The sequence below is a fragment of the Paenibacillus canaveralius genome (genome assembly GCF_047238265.1).
In the GTDB taxonomy this organism is placed as follows: Bacteria; Bacillota; Bacilli; order Paenibacillales; family NBRC-103111; genus Paenibacillus_F.
The window spans coordinates 1,939,521-1,959,187 of sequence record NZ_JBDFMM010000001.1; the positions used below are offsets into that span (position 1 = coordinate 1,939,521).

Annotated in this window: 19 protein-coding genes and 2 pseudogenes; 18 read left to right on the top strand and 3 right to left on the bottom strand. The window is 53.3% G+C overall.

Going from position 1 to position 19,667, the window contains the following annotated elements; translation table 11 throughout:
- Positions 1 to 12: 12 nt before the first annotated feature.
- The 4 genes and pseudogenes from qcrB to ABC395_RS09170 all read left to right on the top strand — a co-directional run bounded on the left by qcrB (position 13) and on the right by ABC395_RS09170 (position 3,277).
- Positions 13 to 685 (top strand): annotated as a pseudogene (qcrB, locus tag ABC395_RS09155) (menaquinol-cytochrome c reductase cytochrome b subunit).
- Between the two features lie 20 nt (positions 686 to 705).
- Positions 706 to 1,597: pseudogene (locus ABC395_RS09160) on the top strand (c-type cytochrome).
- A 107-nt stretch (positions 1,598 to 1,704) separates the two neighbouring features.
- Positions 1,705 to 2,364: a DUF1405 domain-containing protein gene (locus tag ABC395_RS09165; protein WP_413002407.1), complete on the top strand. Its 660-nt coding sequence runs from the start codon at positions 1,705 to 1,707 to the stop codon at positions 2,362 to 2,364.
- Positions 2,365 to 2,407: 43 nt separating this feature from the next.
- A complete protein-coding gene (locus ABC395_RS09170; protein ID WP_413002409.1) occupies positions 2,408 to 3,277 on the top strand; it encodes a sporulation protein YpjB in 870 nt (289 codons plus the stop codon).
- Here ABC395_RS09170 and ABC395_RS09175 read toward each other — a convergent pair.
- The gene (locus ABC395_RS09175) at positions 3,274 to 4,152 is read right to left on the bottom strand and encodes a YitT family protein (protein WP_413002411.1); all 879 of its coding nucleotides are present in this window, start codon (positions 4,150 to 4,152) and stop codon (positions 3,274 to 3,276) included. The genes ABC395_RS09170 and ABC395_RS09175 overlap by 4 nt on opposite strands.
- Before the next feature lie 171 nt (positions 4,153 to 4,323).
- Positions 4,324 to 4,755, bottom strand: coding sequence for a WGxxGxxG family protein (locus ABC395_RS09180; protein ID WP_413002413.1), 432 nt, complete (start codon positions 4,753 to 4,755; stop codon positions 4,324 to 4,326).
- Between the two features lie 174 nt (positions 4,756 to 4,929).
- Between ABC395_RS09180 and ABC395_RS09185 the strand changes: the two genes are divergently transcribed.
- From ABC395_RS09185 to ABC395_RS09250, 14 genes are all read left to right on the top strand, one after another.
- A complete protein-coding gene (locus ABC395_RS09185) occupies positions 4,930 to 5,268 on the top strand; it encodes a nucleotide pyrophosphohydrolase (RefSeq protein WP_218229830.1) in 339 nt (112 codons plus the stop codon).
- Positions 5,269 to 5,323: 55 nt separating this feature from the next.
- Positions 5,324 to 5,845, top strand: coding sequence for a tetratricopeptide repeat protein (locus ABC395_RS09190; RefSeq protein ID WP_413002415.1), 522 nt, complete (start codon positions 5,324 to 5,326; stop codon positions 5,843 to 5,845).
- A 34-nt stretch (positions 5,846 to 5,879) separates the two neighbouring features.
- Positions 5,880 to 6,686, top strand: coding sequence for a 4-hydroxy-tetrahydrodipicolinate reductase (gene dapB, locus ABC395_RS09195; protein WP_413002417.1), 807 nt, complete (start codon positions 5,880 to 5,882; stop codon positions 6,684 to 6,686).
- 115 nt (positions 6,687 to 6,801) lie between these two features.
- Positions 6,802 to 7,224, top strand: coding sequence for a methylglyoxal synthase (locus ABC395_RS09200; protein WP_103995087.1), 423 nt, complete (start codon positions 6,802 to 6,804; stop codon positions 7,222 to 7,224).
- Positions 7,224 to 7,940, top strand: a complete 717-nt coding sequence (gene bshB1 / locus ABC395_RS09205) for a bacillithiol biosynthesis deacetylase BshB1 (protein WP_413002419.1) — start codon at positions 7,224 to 7,226, stop codon at positions 7,938 to 7,940. Before ABC395_RS09200 ends, bshB1 begins: the two co-directional genes overlap by 1 nt.
- A 2-nt stretch (positions 7,941 to 7,942) precedes the next feature.
- Positions 7,943 to 9,121, top strand: a complete 1,179-nt coding sequence (gene bshA / locus ABC395_RS09210) for an N-acetyl-alpha-D-glucosaminyl L-malate synthase BshA (RefSeq protein WP_413002421.1) — start codon at positions 7,943 to 7,945, stop codon at positions 9,119 to 9,121.
- Between the two features lie 34 nt (positions 9,122 to 9,155).
- Positions 9,156 to 10,772: a CCA tRNA nucleotidyltransferase gene (locus tag ABC395_RS09215; RefSeq protein WP_413002423.1), complete on the top strand. Its 1,617-nt coding sequence runs from the start codon at positions 9,156 to 9,158 to the stop codon at positions 10,770 to 10,772.
- A 3-nt stretch (positions 10,773 to 10,775) separates the two neighbouring features.
- On the top strand, positions 10,776 to 11,750 hold the full coding sequence (locus ABC395_RS09220) for a biotin--[acetyl-CoA-carboxylase] ligase (RefSeq protein WP_413002425.1): 975 nt from the start codon (positions 10,776 to 10,778) through the stop codon (positions 11,748 to 11,750).
- A 298-nt stretch (positions 11,751 to 12,048) separates the two neighbouring features.
- Positions 12,049 to 12,909 carry a 3-methyl-2-oxobutanoate hydroxymethyltransferase gene (panB, locus tag ABC395_RS09225; RefSeq protein WP_413002427.1) on the top strand — a complete coding sequence of 287 codons (861 nt, stop codon included), beginning with the start codon at positions 12,049 to 12,051 and terminating at the stop codon, positions 12,907 to 12,909.
- A 39-nt stretch (positions 12,910 to 12,948) separates the two neighbouring features.
- The gene (panC, locus tag ABC395_RS09230; RefSeq protein WP_413002429.1) at positions 12,949 to 13,830 is read left to right on the top strand and encodes a pantoate--beta-alanine ligase; all 882 of its coding nucleotides are present in this window, start codon (positions 12,949 to 12,951) and stop codon (positions 13,828 to 13,830) included.
- Positions 13,831 to 13,834: 4 nt separating this feature from the next.
- Positions 13,835 to 14,218, top strand: a complete 384-nt coding sequence (panD, locus tag ABC395_RS09235; RefSeq protein WP_009675514.1) for an aspartate 1-decarboxylase — start codon at positions 13,835 to 13,837, stop codon at positions 14,216 to 14,218.
- Between the two features lie 90 nt (positions 14,219 to 14,308).
- The gene (locus ABC395_RS09240) at positions 14,309 to 14,944 is read left to right on the top strand and encodes a tetratricopeptide repeat protein (protein WP_413002432.1); all 636 of its coding nucleotides are present in this window, start codon (positions 14,309 to 14,311) and stop codon (positions 14,942 to 14,944) included.
- Positions 14,945 to 15,036: 92 nt separating this feature from the next.
- A complete protein-coding gene (gene dinG, locus ABC395_RS09245; protein WP_413006713.1) occupies positions 15,037 to 17,937 on the top strand; it encodes an ATP-dependent DNA helicase DinG in 2,901 nt (966 codons plus the stop codon).
- Positions 17,924 to 18,547 carry a redox-sensing transcriptional repressor Rex gene (locus ABC395_RS09250; RefSeq protein ID WP_103995079.1) on the top strand — a complete coding sequence of 208 codons (624 nt, stop codon included), beginning with the start codon at positions 17,924 to 17,926 and terminating at the stop codon, positions 18,545 to 18,547. Before dinG ends, ABC395_RS09250 begins: the two co-directional genes overlap by 14 nt.
- 91 nt (positions 18,548 to 18,638) lie before the next feature.
- On the opposite strand, the gene ABC395_RS09255 is transcribed toward ABC395_RS09250, so the two are convergent.
- Entirely contained in the window at positions 18,639 to 19,652 is a 1,014-nt protein-coding gene (locus ABC395_RS09255) for an inorganic phosphate transporter (RefSeq protein WP_413002434.1), read from the bottom strand.
- Positions 19,653 to 19,667 lie beyond the last annotated feature (15 nt).

Here is a 19,667-nt window from a genome sequence, read left to right on the forward strand (position 1 = left end):
CGTAACGATCAGATGTTTAAAAATATGTACAACTGGATCGACGAACGTCTAGATATCACGCCGATCTGGAGGGACGTAGCCGATCACGAGGTTCCTGAACACGTCAATCCGGCTCACCATTTTTCCGCTTTCGTTTATTGTTTCGGCGGTCTGACGTTCTTTGTCACTGTAATTCAAATTTTGTCCGGTATGTTCCTGACGATGTATTATACACCGGACATTATCAACGCTTATGCAAGCGTTGACTATTTGCAGCACCAGGTCGCATTCGGCGTTATCGTGCGCGGTATGCACCACTGGGGAGCATCACTTGTTATCGTTATGATGCTGTTACATACGCTCCGCGTTTTCTTCACGGGCTCCTACAAAGCGCCTCGTGAAATGAACTGGGTCGTCGGTATGCTGATTTTCTTTGTTATGCTGGGTCTTGGATTTACCGGTTACCTGCTTCCTTGGGATAACAAAGCCTACTATGCTACGCAAGTAGGGATCAAGATCGCGGCATCGATTCCTTTCCTGGGTCAATATGTTCAAACGTTCCTGCAGGGTGGAGATATTGTAGGTGCGCAGACGCTGACGAGATTCTTCGCGCTTCACGTGTTCTTCCTACCTGCAGTCTCTCCTAGCATTACTGGCCGGACACTTCTTGATGATTCGCAGGCAGGGGATTTCCGGACCGCTATAAAATGAAAGGAGGGTACTTAAGTGGCTCACGGACAAAAAGATGGCGAGAAAGTCGTATATGTAGGCGACTCTCGTGTTAAGAAAACAGTAAAAAATACCGTACCTCCGGATTATTCGTCTTATCCGGGTAAATCCGAAGCGTTCATTCCGAACTTTCTATTGAAAGAATGGATGGTTGCCGTTGTATTTCTGGTCGGTGTATTGTGTCTGGTTATTTCAGAACCGGCGCCGCTCGGCTACCCGGCTGATCCTAAGAACACGGCCTTTATTCCGATTCCGGACTGGTACTTCCTGTTTATGTACCAACTGCTGAAATATCCGTATACATCGGATCAATACGTAGTTTTCGGTACGCTGATCGTACCCGGACTGATGTTCGGCGGACTTCTTCTGGCTCCGTTCCTGGATACAGGCAAAGAGCGCCGTTTCTACAGACGCCCGATCGCATCTTCTCTGGCGCTTCTGACGTTAATCGCTTCCGCATACTTGACGTATACCTCCTGGCATCATTACCAGCTGGAATTGAAAGCGAGTAACACGATTCCGGAGCATATCAAGCGTGAAGAAGAGATGAAAGAGAAGAAAGCAGACTGGCGGAGCCGCTTCCGGCGGTGGCGGACAGCAGCAGAAAGCGGCAGGTATCGTCGCGGCAGACGATCCGGCCATGGAGATTTACAAGAAAGCGACTTGCGTATCTTGTCATGGCGGCGACCTGAAAGGGATGCCGAACAACGGAATCCCGGCACTTCGCGGTGTGGGTGACAAGCATGATAAGGAACAAATCATGAACATCATCAAGAACGGCCAGGGGGCTATGCAGCCTCAATATAAGGACAACATCGCCAAAGGATTGACCGATGCCGATTTGGACAAATTGTCTGACTGGCTTGCCAAACAAAAGAAAGCCCAATAAGCAGTCTAAGAACCTGACCGTACGCAGACGGTCAGGTTTTTTTGTAAAACGAGAATTGTACGCAACGCAAGAGATCCGTTAGCCGGATTTCCGAGAGGAGCAGAACGATGAGAAATAACGCCATCCTGCATCAGGCGCTTACTCTCTTGAGAAGCCGGCCTATGCTTTGGCTGCTGTTTTGGATGAATGCTTTAGGAACGGTATACGGCTACTATTGGTATAAATATCAACTGATAGATACGTACGATTTTGAGCCTGTCTGGTATTTGCCTTTTGTTCCGGACAGCCCGACGGCAAGCCTGTTTTTTACGCTTACCCTGCTTTATCTGTTAAGAGACGAACGGACGAACGGAGTCGGCTTGGGAAAACGGTCGCTGCTGCGGGGATTTGTCGAAGCGTTCGGGCTTGTGACCTCCTTCAAATACGGGATCTGGGCCGTAGCCATGATCTGGTCGGGCTATGCGCTGGGAGATCCGATCGCCTGGCAGGACTGGATGCTTACCCTTTCTCATCTGGGTATGGCGGTTGAGGCGCTTTTATTCGCTTCGGTGATGACCTACTCGGTTCCCGCCTTGATTCTGGTAGCCGTTTGGGTGTTCGCGAACGACTTTATGGACTACACAAGAGGAATATTCCCCAGACTTTCCGAGGTTCTCCTGCCTCATCTGGATACGATCCAGTGGTTTACGATCGGGTTAAGCGCTGCGGGCATTCTTGTGGCGCTTGCTTGGCTGCCTTATCAAAAACACCGGCGCCGCAAGGTCTAAATGTGGACATCCCTCCATATGATGTGGTAGGAGGGATGTCCACATGTTGTTTAGTTCTTGCAGGCGGATGATCGGATTGCTCGGAGCATGGGCAATCTTCATTTCGGCAGCGGCCGGATGTGCGCCCGCTCCGAAAGAAGCGGTTCCCGCGGCATCGATGACTCCGGTTCAAATGAAGACGGCTGAAGCTTTGAATGAAGCCGCAGAACAGCTGTACAAGCTGTCGGAGCAGGGGAAAACGACCGAAGCCAGAATCGAACTGGAGCAGCTCGGAGATCTTGCGACGAAGCTGACGTATGACGGTTCGATTACGATAGAGGGGTTGCACGCTCTGACGGAAACGATCACGGAGGCGAAGAAAACCTATGCCTCTGTTTCTTTTTCCCTGGATGAAGCGCGCTTTGCCGCCGCAAAAATAAGACTGGCCGCCGACGCGCTGACCCACCGGGGACAGCCGATGTGGCTCCAGTACTACAAGCTGATTAAAGATGACCTGAAACGAATCGGTGCGAACGTGGCGGCACGCAAAAAACTTGAAGCTTTACTGGATTACAACAAGCTGTACCGGCATATGTCGACGATTCGTCCGGCCCTGCTTATCAGCCGTGCTCCCGCGGAAGTGGAGAAGCTGGATTCCCTTCTCGTGTTCATGAAAAAGGAATTGTCCGCGCCCGCTCCCGACAAGGAGAATGTGCTTCGAGCTTCGGAGGAATTCGGCAAGACGATCGACGCGATATTCGGCCGTTCCGACCGCGAAGCTTTTCTGCCGCTGCCCGACACGCAGGAACCGGTATTCTGGTCACTGGGAGTCGGCGCGTTCATCATCGGCGTCCTGCTGTTTGCCGGTTGGAGGATGTTCCGGCTGAAGCCGGGTTACGACACCGTCCGGCATAAAAATAAAGAAGGCTTCTAGTCAACCTTGAAGCCTTCTCCCAGTACTTCGTGCACTTCGTTGATAATGATGAATGCGGCGGGGTCAATGAATTTGACCAGTTCTTTAAGCCGCCTCATTTCCTGCCGGTAGACTACGCAGTAGACCACTTCTTTCTCTTGACGGGAGAAAGCTCCCTTGGCCGGGAAAAGGGTGACTCCCCGGTCCAACTCCTTTTGAATCATCTGCGACACTTGTTCCGCATCATTGGTAATGATCGTAAATGCTTTGGCGGAATGCGAGCCCTCGGTAATGTAGTCGATCATTTTGGAGCCGATAAACACGCTGACCAGCGAGTAGAGTACTTTTTCCTTCGGTATGTAGAGTAAAGACGTGCCGATCACGATGAGGTCGATGAGCAGGATGACCTGCCCGACGCTCCAGCCCTTCCACTTGTTGCCGAGCTGGGCAAGAATATCCGATCCCCCGGTCGTTCCCCCGAAACGAAATACGATGCCGAGTCCAAGGCCTATCGTAAATCCCGCATACAATGCGGCAAGCAAATAATCCTGCTTGGTAATGAAGGGGATAATCCATCCTTTGCCGATCATGATTTCCATAACCCACAAGAAAAACGACGAAGAAAGAGACCCGAAAATCGTGTAGACCATAGCTTTGGAGCCGAAATGTCTCCATCCCAAGTAAAAGAGCGGCACATTCAGTACGAGCGTCGTTGCGGAAGGCGGAAGCTGGAAAATATAGTGCAGAAGCAGCGAAATACCCGTTAGTCCGCCTTCCATAAGCTCATTGGGAATAACAAAATAATGCACCCCGAACGAAAAGATGGCGGTTCCGAATGCGATCGGCAAAAACTGCTTCAAATACGGCATTGTCTTATCTTTTAATGCCATGGCCATGATTGTTTCCTCCTTCCCGGTCTTGCCACTCATCACCAATCCTATTGTAATGAAATTCGGGTCCGTTGTCATCCGGGTCCCTGCCGGAACATAGTTTTCCCCTGCCAATCATAAAGGAAAAACAGGCCGTTCGATTCATTGGCCTGTTTTTTTGCATGGGAAGAAAAACCGTTAGTAAAATTCTTTTTTGCGGTATTTACCCACAAAGCCGGCTAATCCGAGCAGACCTATAAAGCCCAGCCAATCCCAATCGGGATCGTCTCTCCTTGCGGAGTCGGATACTTTGGAGTCGAACTGCATCAGATTGACGTTATATGGTTTGGATGGAGGGTAATCGCCCGGCTTGGGAGTCGGGTCCAGCGGAGGCTGGGGCAGGCTGGTGCCTACGCCGCCGTTAGAATACTCCGAAGGATCGGCCGTTCCGGCGGACCCGCTGATGCCGGACTTGACCGGCTGAGTTCCGTAGGAAGAGGGCCGATTACCCGGATAACCGAGCGTTCCAGGTTCTCCCTTAGTGTTCCGGTCAGCGGATTGCGCGATGCAGGTGCCGCATACGGATAAGAGCATCATTACGCAGAGCGAAAAACTGTACAGCCGTTTCATCTGAATCCCGCCTTCTTGTATGACTTCGCTTGCTGCTTATCTTTGGTTTTCCCTGTAGTCTGAATGTCATACAAGGAAAGTGTTGTCCGAAAATCGAAAATTGCAATAAAAACGAGTCTATAATAAGATGTTGGTAAGATTTAAGTTAGGCTGGAAAGAAAGAGAGGCCCTTTTATGGCGGAACGTTCAATGAAGGATCTGCAGCAGGAAGTGGATACATACATATCGCAGTTTAAAGAAGGCTATTTCAGTCCGCTTGCCATGCTGGCCAGAATGTCCGAGGAAGTCGGAGAGTTGGCCAGGGAAGTCAATCACCAGTTCGGGGAAAAGCCTAAAAAAGCGTCCGAAGAAGAAAATTCGATAGAGCTGGAGCTCGGTGACATTTTATTTATCACCATTTGCTTCGCCAATTCACTGGGGATTGATTTAACGGAAGCGCACGATAAAGTGATGAAGAAGTTCAACACCCGGGATGCGGACAGGTGGACGAAAATAAACACCGATTCCGACTAAACCTCATATGCTGTACCATCCCCGGCTCTTTTGCGGGCGGAAGGAGGATGGACGGATGGACGGGGAACACGAAATTCAGAAGGCCTACGAGGCTATTCTGAACAATGATTTTGAAGAGGCGATCACTTGGTTCGAAAAGGCGGTTTTAGCGGAGCCAGGCAACGCTTCTTACCATTATAAGCTTTCGATTACGTACGCCAGGAGCGGAAAGCTCGCTAAAGCGATCGAGCATGCGGTCGACGCTTACGGACTGGAACCCGAAAGCGAAGCTTATGAGTATCATCTGACTACGCTGAAAGCCAAAGCACTGATTGCGGAAGCGGACAAGTGTCTGGACCAAAGCAAGGACAGGGAGCAGCTTAAAACCGCGATCGTTCTGCTGAAGCAGGCGGCTGCCCTGGATCCGCTTAGTGCCGAGGCCTGCTTGAAGCTAGCAGCCGCTTACGCGGGCGTAAACGACTTTGATCTGGCCGTACATGCGGCCGAAGAGGCCATTCGCCTTGAACCGCTGAATAAAGCAGCCGCGGAACTGCTGGATGAGTACCGCAGGAAGCTGCGCCAGTATTTGAAACCTTAAACACTGCACAAGATAAGAAAGGGCGGTATATGTGATGACTCAAGAAGTAATTAAAGTAGCGGTTGCCGGAGCAAGCGGACGGATGGGCCGTGAAGTAGTAAAAATGGTGCTCGGAGATTCTTCATTAAAGCTGGTGGCTGCCGTTGACCGGTCCTCCGGTCCGGTAGACGCGGCCTCTCTGGTGGGGCTTCCGGATTGCGGCGTTAAAATGTCCAACGATCTGGAACTGGCAATGGTTGAAGGCAAAGCGGACGTTCTGGTTGACTTCACCGGACCTCAGAGCGCTGTCGCCAATACGGCGCTGGCTATCCGTCACGGCGTTAGACCGGTAATCGGAACGACGGGCTTTACGACACGGGATATCGAAGAGTTGGACAAACAATGCAAGGAGAAAAAAATCGGCGGACTGATCGCTCCCAATTTCTCCATCGGCGCTATTCTGATGATGAAATTCGCTTCCCAGGCGGCGAAATATTTTCCTCACCTGGAAATCATCGAATATCACGGGGACCAGAAGCTTGATGCCCCTTCAGGCACTTCCGTCAAAACGGCTGAACTGATCTCCAAGAACCGGGAAGAATTCCGGCAAGGTAATCCCAAGGAAGAGGAACAGCTTGAAGGAGCGCGCGGAGCTTATTATAACGGCTTCCGTATCCACAGTGTCCGGCTTCCGGGAGTTTTTGCCCAGCAGGAGGTTATTATGGGGGCATACGGAGAATCGCTTAAAATCCGCCATGATTCTTACGAGCGGGCGGCTTACATGCCGGGCGTCAATACAGCCGTGCATAAAGTGATGACTTATGAAGGCATGATCTACGGGTTCGAACATTTTATCGACTGATTGACCGAACTTCTCATTCCCGCAAGCGGACTTTCTATAACCTATTTATTATGCTCCTCTAACGAAACATACATATCAGCAGACCCCCTGGAGGCAGGGAAGGGAGAGTTTACAAGTGAGCTTAAATATTGCCTTAATCGCCCATGACCGCAAGAAAGACGAGATGGTCAATTTCGTAACCGCCTATGAAAAGGTGTTCGATGGGAACCGGCTATTCGCAACCGGAACTACGGGCCAACGGATTATGGAAAATACAAGTTTGACGATCCACCGCTTTATGTCAGGTCCTCTTGGCGGGGATCAGCAGATCGGTGCGATGGTAGCTCAAAACGAGATGGACCTCATTATTTTCCTGCGGGATCCATTGATGGCCCAACCGCATGAACCCGATATCATCGCTCTGCTCCGTTTATCCGACGTAATGGGCATTCCCGTCGCCACGAATATCGCTACCGCGGAGCTTCTTGTCCGCGCTCTGGACAGAGGGGATTTCGCATGGCGGGAGCTTGTCCACAAGTACAAGCCGGGTGAAGCGTAATGCAGACCGTAGATATCCTCGTATTCGGGGCACATGCGGATGATGCGGAGATCGGAATGGGCGGTACCATTCTGAAGCACACAAAAGCGGGTTATACCGTAGGCTTGTGCGATCTGACCCGGTCCGAAATGTCTTCGAACGGAACGCCTGAAAACCGGCTGGAAGAAGCGAACAAGGCCGCGGAAGCGATGGGGATTGTGCTCCGTTCCAATCTGGGACTTCCCGACCGTGGCTTATCCGCCGGCTCGAAGGATCAGATTGACGCGATAACCAAAGAAATCCGGCTGAGAAAACCGAAAATTGTATTTGCGCCGTACTGGGAAGACCGCCATCCCGACCATATCGCGTGCTCGCATCTGGTCCAGGAAGCGGTTTTCAACGCGAAACTCAGACGGTATTTGCCTGAAAGCGAAGCTTTTCAAGTCGATAGCCTTTTCTTTTATTTCATTAATGACACGATTGACCCGGACATCGTGGTAGATGTCTCGGACACATACCCCGGCAAGAAAGAAGTGTTACAAGCTTACCGTTCCCAATTCACGCCTCCTCAGGTGGGCGAAGACATCGTGCTGACCCCTCTGAACCGGAATTACGTGGAACGCGTGGAAGCGAGAGACGCGCTGCTTGGACAGAAGCGGATGATGGCTTACGCGGAAGGGTTTATGTCCAAGCTGCCCGTCGCACTCCAATACTTTCTGCCCAAGAAAGGAACCTGAGCATGAACGATAAGCTCAAAATCGGAATCACGTGCTACCCTACGCTGGGAGGTTCCGGAGTGGTTGCGACGGAGCTCGGCAAGCTGCTCGCGGAAAAAGGCCACGAGGTCCACTTTATTACGCACAGTATGCCTTTCCGGCTGGGTAAATTCCATAGAAATATCTATTATCATGAGGTAGAGGTCAGCGATTATTACGTTTTCCGCTACCCTCCTTACGACTTATCCCTGGCGAGCAAGCTTGCGCAGGTCGCTCAGATGCAGAAGCTGGATCTTCTGCACGTTCATTACGCGATTCCGCATGCCGTCTGCGCGCTGCTGGCCAAGCAGATGGTAGGCCCGGATCTGAAAGTCGTTACCACCCTCCACGGGACGGATATTACGGTACTCGCCCAAGACCAGTCCATCAGCGATCTGATCCGGTACGCCATTAACGAAAGCGATGCGGTTACGGCCGTATCCAACGATCTCATCGCGGAAACGAGAGAAACGCTCGATATTTCCAGAGACATCGATTTGACCTACAATTTTGTGGACAAGCGGGTCTATTACCCGCGTGACGTAAAGTCGCTGCGGAAAGAATTCGCCCGGGACGATGAGAAAATTTTGCTGCATATTTCGAATTTCCGCCCGGTCAAAAGGGTCACGGACGTCGTCGATATTTTTAAGCGCGTCAGCGAAAAAATTCCGAGCCGCCTACTTTTTGTTGGCGAAGGACCGGAGCTGTCCAAAGTGATTTCGTACGTGAAAGAACTGGGCCTTAGCGACCGGGTTAACTTTTGCGGCAAACAAGACGATGTGGCGCAGCTTATTTCCCTGGGTGATGTTATGCTTCTGCCTTCGGAAAAAGAAAGCTTCGGGCTTGTCGCTCTGGAAGCGATGGCCTGCGGCGTGCCGACGGTTGGCTCCATAGCCGGGGGTATTCCCGAGCTTGTAACGCACGGAGAGACCGGTTTTCTGGCGGAAATCGGCGATACCGAGAAAATGGCGGAGTATGCGGTCGAGCTGCTCCGTGATCCGCAGGCGTACGAAAAAATGTCGGCCGCATGTCTGAACCGTGCCCGCACGACGTTCTGCAACGACTGGATCACGATGCAATACGAGGAAATTTATTACCGGGTTCTCGGCAAAGAACTGCCTCCGTCGCACCGGGTGGACAAACAAGCTTGCGCGGAAAGCTAAGCGTGTTCCGGTAACGGAAGGAAGAGTACATACCATGGAAGAGAAAAACCGGACCATGATCGAAGAAGGGCGCCGTGTGCTCGAAAGGCTGCGGTCCCGGCGGCATGAGGCTTATTTCGTCGGCGGGTTTGTCAGGGATTATGTTCTGGGACGGCCCGTAAAAGACGTGGATATCGCGACTTCGGCCAAACCCGAAGAAGTGATGGAAGCCTTCCCGAAGACGGTGCCTACCGGGCTGCAGCACGGTACGGTCACCGTTCTGACGGGGGCTTACAGTTTTGAAGTGACGACCTTCCGGAAGGAAACGGAATACGAGGGATTCCGCAGACCGGCGGAAGTCGAATACATTACGGATTTGGAAGAAGATTTGAAAAGGCGCGACTTTACGATGAACGCCATGGCCATGGACGCGGATGGAAGCCTGATCGATCCGTTCGAAGGGCGAAGCGATATGAACAGAGGCGTTCTGAGATGCGTGGGGGAGGCGTCCGAGCGTTTCGGAGAGGATGCTTTGAGGATGCTGCGCTGCATCCGTTTCGCAGCCGAATACGGCCTTGAGATCGAAGACGCCACGTGGCAGGCTCTGCTGCGGCAGGCCCCTCTGCTGCGGCACATCGCGATGGAGCGCGTACGCGCGGAGCTCCAGCGCATGGTGGGCGGCGCAGACCCGGCCCGCGCCGCGGAACTGCTCCTCGCGAGCGGGCTCTGGCGGCACGCCAAGACTCCGCTCGCGCTGCCCTTCGCCGCATGGGGACATCCCCATGCGCGGGCGGTCGTCGCCCATCTGTCCTCTGTCCCTGCGGAAGAGGACAGATGGGCGGTTCTGCTGCTGCTGATCGGTTCGCAGCAGCTTGAAGCCGTCAGAGCGGAGCTGCGCGCTCTGACGTTCCCCGGCGAGGATATTGCGCGTTTGACGCGCATCCTCGCCGTGCATGCGCTTCTTCAGCGTGATGACGCTGAAGAAGCGACGGTACAGCCGCTGACGGACGCGCCGGCGTCCGCGGAAGAGCGCGCAGCCGCGCGGTTTAAGCTTGCCGTGCTTGCTCACGGCAAGGAAGCTGCGCGCGGCTGGCTGCGCGCGGCGGAGCTTCTGCGCACCGCATGGCGGCAGCAGGCCGGCGTACGCGCGCGAAACGATCGTCGTGAGCAAGAGGACCTGCCGCCCGCGAAAGCCGCGGATTCGGGCCCGTCGCTGAAGGGTGAGCCGCACGACCTTGCAGCTTCACCGGCGCGAAGCGATCGTCACGAGCAAGAAGCACCTCCATCCGCGATTGCTGCGCCGCTCGGTTCGGCGCCGCCTAGCCGCTCAACCGGCCGGAATGAAGCCACCGGGGACCTTTCCATGGACGCAGAAGCAGATGCCGCGGCATATGAAGCAGGATTGGATAAACTTTTCCGCTTTATGACGGGCGAAGCGGGCGTTTACCTGGTTAACGGTGAATCCTGGATACGCGAAATGCCGGTCCATGGAATTAAAGATCTCGCCGTCGGGGGTACCGATTTGATGGCGCGAAGCGGGCAAAAAGCGGGACCCTGGATAGGCGAGACGCTTAATATGCTTCTGGAGCGGGTTGCCTTGGGTCTTTTGGAAAACACCAAAGAAATCTTAATGACGGAAGCTTTCCGTCCTATAGAAATGCGAGATGAATGACTCATGGCGGTACGCGAGCGAATTGTAGACTTGTTCCGGAGCAATCCGGGCGTATATTTGTCCGGCGAGCAAATCAGCCGGGAGCTGGGCTGCAGCCGGACAGCCGTCTGGAAACATATCGAAAGCCTCCGGCAGGACGGGTTTCAGTTTGAAGCCGTCACCCGGAAAGGCTACCGTCTTATTGAAGAGCCCGACAAGCTCCAGGCAGCTCTTATCGACGAAGTTTTGCAGACCCGATTCATGGGCAGGCATATCGAAGTCCGTGAAGCTGTTGATTCCACGATGAATGAAGCCCATAGGCTCGTCGCGGAAGGTGCGGGGGAAGGAACGCTGATCTTTGCCGAAGAGCAGACCTCCGGCCGCGGCCGGATGGGCAGGCACTGGCACTCGCCGAAAGGGAAGGGCATCTGGATGAGCCTGATCCTGAAGCCGCGCGTACCGGTTTACTTCGTTCCGCAGCTTACCCTCCTTACCGCGGTAGCTCTTTGCCGGGCGATCCGCCGGGTAAGCGGCGTCGAAGTCGGAATTAAGTGGCCGAATGATCTTCTTGTGAAGGGCCGCAAAGTAAGCGGGATTCTGCTTGAAATGAGCGGAGAAGACGAACGGCTGAAATATGTGATCGTCGGTGTCGGCATTACGGCGAATCTGACGGAAACCGATTTTCCGGAAGAGCTGAAGCCGGTGGCCACTTCGCTTGCGCTGGAATCGGGTTCACCCGTTGTGCGGGAAGCGATAATTGCGGCTTTTCTGAATGAGCTGGAGCAGCTGTACGATCTGTATCTGGAAAACGGATTCGCTCCCATCCGGATCATGTGGGAAGCGATGAGCGTTTCGCTGAATTGTCCCATCCGGGTCAAAACGAGCGAGGGAATGCTGGAAGGACGGGCGGATTCGCTCGATGACAGCGGGGCGCTGACCGTGCTTACGGACGACGGCCGCAAAGTTAAAATTTACAGCGGCGATGTCGAATTACGCTAAACCGTCTGTTCAAAAGAACAGGTTTTTGATATACTGTCACCGTAAGGCGGTATCTTCGGAACTGCACTTATACGGTTAATGCTTTAGACAATTGCATAAAGTACGTTTGTGTGTTTTCTGATTCTGCTCTGAGCCTGAAGGACCGAGACAGAAGGATCATACGATTCACGATTCTTTGACTATGCGCCCTTTCAGTCTGTTTGCTGAAGGGTTTTTTTGATGCTTAGAACCCGGTCAAGGCTTGGACGGAAGCACGGTTTTATTTTTTCCACATTAAAAAAGAAAGCGTGGGATTGACATGGCGCAAGAGCGCAAACCGGTGACGACTGTCAAGCTGCAAAAAATGAAAGCGAGCAAGGAACCTATTTCGATGGTGACGGCCTACGACTATTTGACGGCCAAACTGGCGGACGAAGCGGGAGTGGACATGATTCTGGTGGGCGATTCCCTTGGAAACGTGATACAAGGTCATGAGTCCACTCTGCCCGTCACGCTGGACGAAATGATTTACCATGCGAAGACGGTAACGCGTGCCGTCAAAACGGCTTTTGTCGTAACGGACCTGCCGTTCATGACCTATCACGGAAGCCTGGATACGACGCTTCAGAACGCGGGACGGATCATGCGGGAAGGCTTGTCCAAAGGCGTCAAGCTGGAGGGCGGGGCGGAAATCGCCCATGCGGTTAAAGCATTGACCCAGGCGGGTGTTCCCGTCGTCGGCCATCTCGGACTTACGCCTCAATCGGTTCACGTGCTCGGCGGTTACCGTGTACAGGGCAAAAATTCCGAGCAGGCCCGCAAACTGATGGAAGACGCCCAAGCGCTGGAAGAAGCGGGCGCGATTGCGATCGTACTGGAATTGGTAACGGAAGAACTGGCCGAATGGATCACAAGCAAGTTGTCCATTCCGACGATCGGTATCGGTGCGGGCGCGTCCTGCGACGGCCAGGTTCTCGTTTTTCACGATATGCTCGGTTACGAGCCGGATGCTCCGGCCAAAAAGTTCGTAAAAGCTTATGCGCAGGTAGGACTCGCCATTCGCGAAGGAATCGGGCAGTATGTGGCCGAAGTGAAAGGCCGCAAATTCCCCGCCGAACAGCACAGCTTCAAAGGAGATAACGAAGTTCTCCAGTATTTGTACGGAACGTCCGTTAAATAAACGGTTATCCTAGCTTTAGTCGTTAAGGAGAGAGAGACGTTGGAAGTTATTCAAAGCATTGCTTTGCTGCGCAGTACGCTGGAACGGAAAAAATCCGGAATCGGGGCGGCACTTAAGGCCCCGGTCGGCTTTGTGCCTACGATGGGTTACCTTCACGAAGGGCATCTGAGTCTGATAAAAGCGGCCCGCGAAGCGAGCGAAATCGTCGTGCTCAGCATTTTCGTCAACCCGCTGCAGTTCGGTCCTGCCGAAGACCTAGACCGTTATCCGCGGGATACGGAGAGGGACTTGAAGCTGGCGGAAGAAGCCGGGGTAGATATCGTTTTTCTGCCTCAGGTCGAGGAAATGTACCCGGGACCGGTCAAAACGACCGTTTCCGTTTCGGGTATCACTTCGGTACTTTGCGGCGCTTCGCGTCCCGTGCACTTCGACGGGGTGACTACGGTCGTGGCCAAGCTGTTCAACATCGTTCAGCCCGATAAAGCTTTCTTCGGACTTAAGGATGCGCAGCAGGTCGCCGTCGTTTCGCAAATGGTCCAGGATTTGAATATGAACGTGGACATTGTGGCGTGCCCCATTTTACGCGAAGAAGACGGGCTTGCGATGAGCTCCCGGAACGTATTTCTGAGCAGGGACGAACGGGAGCAGGCACTCGTTCTGAGCCGCTCCTTGAAAGCCGCGGAAGCCTGGGCGCGGGAGCACGCTTCTTTCCGGGCGGAAGACCTCCGCGGCTACGTAAAAGCCATCATTGAAGAAGCCCCTCTCGCGGAAATCGATTACGTAGAGGTTTTGACGTACCCGCAGTTGGAGCAGCCCGAAGCGGTTGAAACGGGCGTACCCGTACAGCTTATCGTCGCGCTGGCGGTTAAATTCGGCGCTACGCGGCTTATCGACAACACTATTTTAACCCTGGGGAAGTGATCGCATGTTCAGAACCATGATGAAAGCCAAAATTCACCGTGCGACGGTGACCGAGGCGAATCTTAATTATATCGGAAGCATTACGATTGACGAGGATCTGCTGGATCAGGTGGATATGCTGCCGAACGAGAAGGTCCAGATCGTGAACAACAACAACGGAGCCCGCCTGGAAACATATATTATACCGGGCCCCCGCGGAACGGGTGTTATCTGCCTTAACGGCGCCGCGGCGCGGCTCGTGCAGACGGGTGACACGGTTATCATCATTTCTTACGCGATGATGACGGAAGAAGAGGCGCGGCGCCACAAGCCGACCGTAGCGATCATGGGAGAAAACAATAAAGTGGCCCAGCTGCTAAAAGAGGAAATGCATGCAACTGTACTGTAACGTCTGGCACCCTTAAAGAACTTGTATGAAAACACCTCCGGCAACGCAGAATGAGTGTACGACAGCAAAGCCGAAGGTGGGGGATGCGCAGTGTTCAAACATTTGTTCGCCACGATGAATGAAGTGTTGGATGAAATTCTGCTTCAGTTGCCGAATGCGAAAGGCGCGTTAAAAGCGGAGCTTGAAGATGAGCTTGCAGCCCTGAAGGCCATTAGTGACGATTGTATCGAGCACTGGCTCCTCTTTGAGGAGAAGCTTGGAAAAACCCTGTCCGTCGAAAACGCGTCCGTCCCGTCTATGTCAGCCCCCGTACCCGATCCGCAGCAGCCGGACTTGTCTCCGGCGGCCGAAGCCGATCAGCCTAATCAGGCCGAGGGGAGGGAAGCGGCGGAGTTTATCCGCGGGCAGGGATTTTATATGCTCTTCATGTACGAGCAGGCGACCCGGGAATTCGAGGCTCTGCTTGTGCGCGAACCGGACTTTTTACTTGCGAGGGCTTATCTCGCCATGGGCTATTTGCGCCAGGGAGATACGGCGGAAGCCGCCCGGCACTTCACCCTTCTTCTGGCACTTACCGAAAATAAACAGATGAAAGCCATCTCTTACAACGCGATGGGCTGCATCCAGTTTCAGAACCGGAATCTGGAACAGGCGCTTGAGTATTTCAAAAAAGCCTATCATGCCGATCCGGACTGTCTGGAGCTTTTTTCCGCATCGAACGAATAAGAAGAAATAAGAACGGATGCTCTCTTTATTTGTGGAATCGACAAACTAACTTCCCCTCTGGGCCTCTAAATGTGGTATGCTTAGAATAGAAGCTGGAGAAAGGAAGAAGGCTTGAACTTATGAAATTTGCGGTTTTGGATTTTGAAACGACTGGAACGGGCCCGGCTGACGATATTATTCAAGTCGGTCTCGTTATTATAGATGATATGGAAGTAACCGACAGGTATACTTCCCTGGTAAACCCGGGGATCAGTATACCTTCTTCGATTACGGAGCTTACGGGCATTACCGACGAGATGGTGGAGCATGCTCCAAAGCTCGATGATATTATGGCGGAGATGTACCCGCTGCTTTTTGACTGCGTGCTTGTGGCTCACCACGCCTCTTTCGATCTCGGTTTTCTGCAGCGCGCTCTGCGTAAAACGGGCTATCCCGATTTTACCGGACGCGTCCTGGACACGATAGATATGCTGAGAATCGTGTTTCCGTCTCTTCCGACGTATCAGCTCGGCATGGTGGCTTCGGCCTTCGGCATCGAGCATGAGCGGCCTCACCAGGCGGACAGCGATGCGGACGTTACGGCGGAGATCTGGACGATGAGCCTGGACAGGCTGCTTTCCCTGCCTTTGCTGACGGTTCAGCGTCTGGCCCAGATCCTGCCCGCCGAGACGAGCGACCTAGGCTGGTTTATGTCGGAAATCGCCCGGTTCAAGGAACAGCAGACACCTCTGGATACATCGGTTCATCAGTATTACCGCCAGTTCGCACTGAACGTGCAGGACTGGGGGGACGAAGACCCGGTACGTGACGAGAACGATGTGCTGGAACTGAGCGACTCATTTGAAGACGTTTACGAACAGGTAAAAGAGGCTTTGAAAGCGAAATTCGAGCATTTCGAAAGCCGCGAAGCCCAGGAAATCATGATTCACGAAATTGAGGAAGCCTTCCAGAACGACCGGCATCTCATGATCGAAGCCGGTACGGGCACGGGCAAATCGCTCGGCTACCTGATTCCGTCCCTCTATTACGGGATCAAGCACGACGAGAAGGTGGTGGTCAGCACGCACACCATCAATTTGCAGGAGCAGCTGCGGGAGCGGGATATTCCCCTGCTTCACGAAATTTTCCCGGTCAATTTTAAAGCGTCCGTTCTCAAAGGCCGCAGCCACTACCTGTGCCTCCGCAAGTTCGAGAACCGCATCTCCATGCAGGAGTTCGACACGGGCAAGGAGGATGCCATTACGGCCGCACAGATGGTCGTTTGGCTGAGTCAGACGCAGACGGGCGACGAAGAGGAGCTGCATTTCGGAAACAAGGGCGCCGCTTTCTGGCATACCGTATCGAGCGATGCGGAGTCGTGTCAGAACCGGCACTGCCCATGGTTCAAAAAGTGCTTTTATCACCGTGCTCGCCATGACGCCAACAATTCGGACGTTGTCATTACGAACCACTCGCTGCTGTTCACGGATATGAAGGCCGAGAACCGTGTGCTGCCGGCTTATAAGCACCTCGTCCTGGATGAGGCCCATCATTTCGAAGAGGTAGCCAGCAAGCATTTGGGTAAGGAGCTTCATTATCTGGGACTGACCAATCAGCTCCTCTGGCTGTTCAAAGACAGCCGGAACGGGCAGTTGCCGGCTCTCCGGACGAAGCTGCAGCGCTATGACGACGACTATCGCGCGGCTACCTGGATGAACGGCATCGACAACCTTTTCCCGAAAACGCTGCTGATCAAGGAAGCTTGGGATTTACTCTGTGAAAAGTTTTACGAGCTGCTCCAGACGAATTCCGAGCCCGGCCAGATCGATCCCGGTTCTCTGGTGATGCGTTTGAAGAAAGAGTCGCTCCCGCCGAACTGGAGCGATTTTACGGATCTGGAAGAGATATTGGAACAGCATATTCAGGATGTGTACAAATCCGTCGATTCGCTCGCTCAGGATTTGAAGGAAGTCCAGGAAGAATACGACGTCCAGAGCTTCGTAACCGATCTCGGCGGGGTTGCGAAGGAACTGCAGGCTGCCAAGGAGACGCTCCGCTTCTTTATGAAGATGGCGGACGACAACTTCGTGTATTGGGTGGAAGCGGGGACATACAACAAGAGCCGTTCGATCAATCTGATCTCCGTGCCGATGGACGTCAGCCCCCTGATCCGCGAACATTTCTTTGACAACAAGGAGAGCGTGATTCTCACCTCGGCTACCCTGTCGGTGAATAAATCGTTCCAGTATTCGGCGGATCAGCTCGGGCTGAAACTGCCTGCTGAAGAAGAGAAGAATCCGAAGCTGAAGACCGTCCAGCTTCCGTCCCCGTTCCAGTACCGGCAGCAGGCGCTTGTGTGCATTCCGCGGGATTTTCCGATGTTAAAAGGCCGCAGCGGCGAGGAGGAGTTCCTCAAAGCGCTGACGGAGTCGCTTACGGATGTGGCCGTGGCCACACGGGGCAGGATGCTCGTTCTGTTCACTTCGAACCGGATGCTGAAGCAGGCCCACGCGGTTCTGAAAGAAAATCTCCGTCCGCAGGGGATTCATGTGCTCGGTCAAGGGGTGGACACCGGCAACCGCAGCAAGCTGACCCGGCTTTTCCAAGAGCATAAAGCATGTGTTCTGCTGGGCACGAGCTCGTTCTGGGAAGGGGTGGACATTCCCGGAGAAGCTCTGACGTGTCTGGCGATCGTACGGCTGCCTTTCCAGCCGCCGAATCATCCGCTGGTCGAAGCGAAGAGCGAAAACCTGAAAAAACGGAATCAGAACCCGTTCATGAAGCTGTCGGTGCCTCAGGCCGTCATACGGTTCAAGCAGGGGTTCGGCCGGCTCGTACGCAGAGCTTCGGACAAAGGCATTGTGCTGATCTACGATACGCGTGTCATCGAGACACAGTACGGCAAGCACTTTCTCTACTCTCTGCCGGGGCCGAAGATTGAACATATGCCTGTAGAGCGCATCGTACCGAGAATTCAGGAATGGATGGGAGAGAACTCGCTTGAAGTCACCTAAAATATCCGAGGCAGTCGTAAAACGGCTGCCGATCTATCTGCGTTTTCTTAACGAACTGTCGAAGAAAAACGTATTAACGGTTTCGTCCCAGGATCTGGGACAGAAGCTGAATCTGAATCCGGCCCAAATCCGCAAAGATTTGGCTTACTTCGGTGAATTTGGAAAGAAGGGGATCGGCTACGATGTAACCTATCTTATCGAGAAGATCCGCCAGATTTTGAAGCTTGACCGCCAAATACCGGTTGCCCTCGTGGGAGCCGGTAACCTGGGCCGGGCGCTGTGCAACTATAACATCTATTTGCGTGATCAGATGAAAATAACGGCGATTTTCGATTCGTCGCCGGACAAGATCGGCCAGGTTATCAATAACATGAGCGTTCTGCCCATGGAGCATCTGGCCGATGTTATCCGGGATTCCAGCATTCGAATCGGCATCATAACCGTTCCGGCGCCGGAAGCGCAAAACGTCGCAAACCAGTTCGTGAAGGCGGGCATCGAAGCGATTCTGAATTTCGCTCCGTCCATTTTGAAAGTACCGGAAGAAATCCGTGTGCATCATGCGGACTTTACGGCAGAGCTCCAGAGCTTGGCCTATTACCTTCCTGAATAAACAAGTGAGGGTCTAGTCTTAAAAACCAGAAAAACCGCTATATGGGCCGTTTGGGCCGTATGGCGGTTTTTTAATGGAATCCAATTTTAATTTATACGAAGAACTTAAACAACACGGTATAGAGCACATAAGACAGAATGATGCTGATCGGAATCGTAATGATCCAGGTAACGACCATGCGTGTTACCGTACCCCACTTCACCTCATGAAACCGGAGTACGGAACCGGAACCGATGATGGCGGAGGAAATTACGTGAGTAGTCGAAAGCGGCATCCCCATATGCGTGGAAGTCTGAATCACGATGGAGGAAGTCAAATCCGAAGCGAATCCGTTGATCGGCTCGATTTTGATCAAGTTTTTGGAGATCGTCTTGATGATCTTCCAGCCTCCGATCGAAGTTCCGAGACCCATAGCGGTCGCAGCCGCGATTTTGACCCATAACGGCACGTCCATGGTTGTCTGGGCTCCGGCAGCGACGAGTCCGAATACGATAATGCCCATCGCTTTCTGGGCGTCATTTCCCCCGTGGGAGAAGGACAGCAGCCAGGCGGACAGAATCTGGAAGAACTTGAACACGCGGTTCAGCTTCGAGCGGGATTTGTTGCCCGTCAGAATAACGAGGTATTTGATGATCGTCATGATGATATAGCCGGCTACAAACGCGACTATCGGTGAAAGCACCAGAATCAGTACGATCTTGCCGAGACCGCCCCATTTGACGAAGTCGGCTCCCGCCCCGGCCAGCACGGCTCCGACAATGGACCCGATGAGCGTATGGGAGGAAGAGGAGGGAATGGCATAATACCAGGTAACCAGGTTCCAGATAATGGCGGAAAGCAGGGCCGCGATGACGATAAATTCACCGTGGTTGATCTTGGACGGATCCGCGATCCCGCTGCCGATCGTCTTCGCCACTTCCGAAGAATACAGGGCGCCGACGAAGTTCAGACATGCGGCGGATATAATGGCCACTTTAGGACTCATTGCGCGCGTAGAGATCGAAGTCGCTACCGCATTCGCCGTATCGTGGAAACCGTTAATGAAGTCAAAGGCAAGGGCGAGAAAAACGATCGCAATCAAGGTAATAAGAACTGTTGTCGTCATGAAATCCTCCTAAAC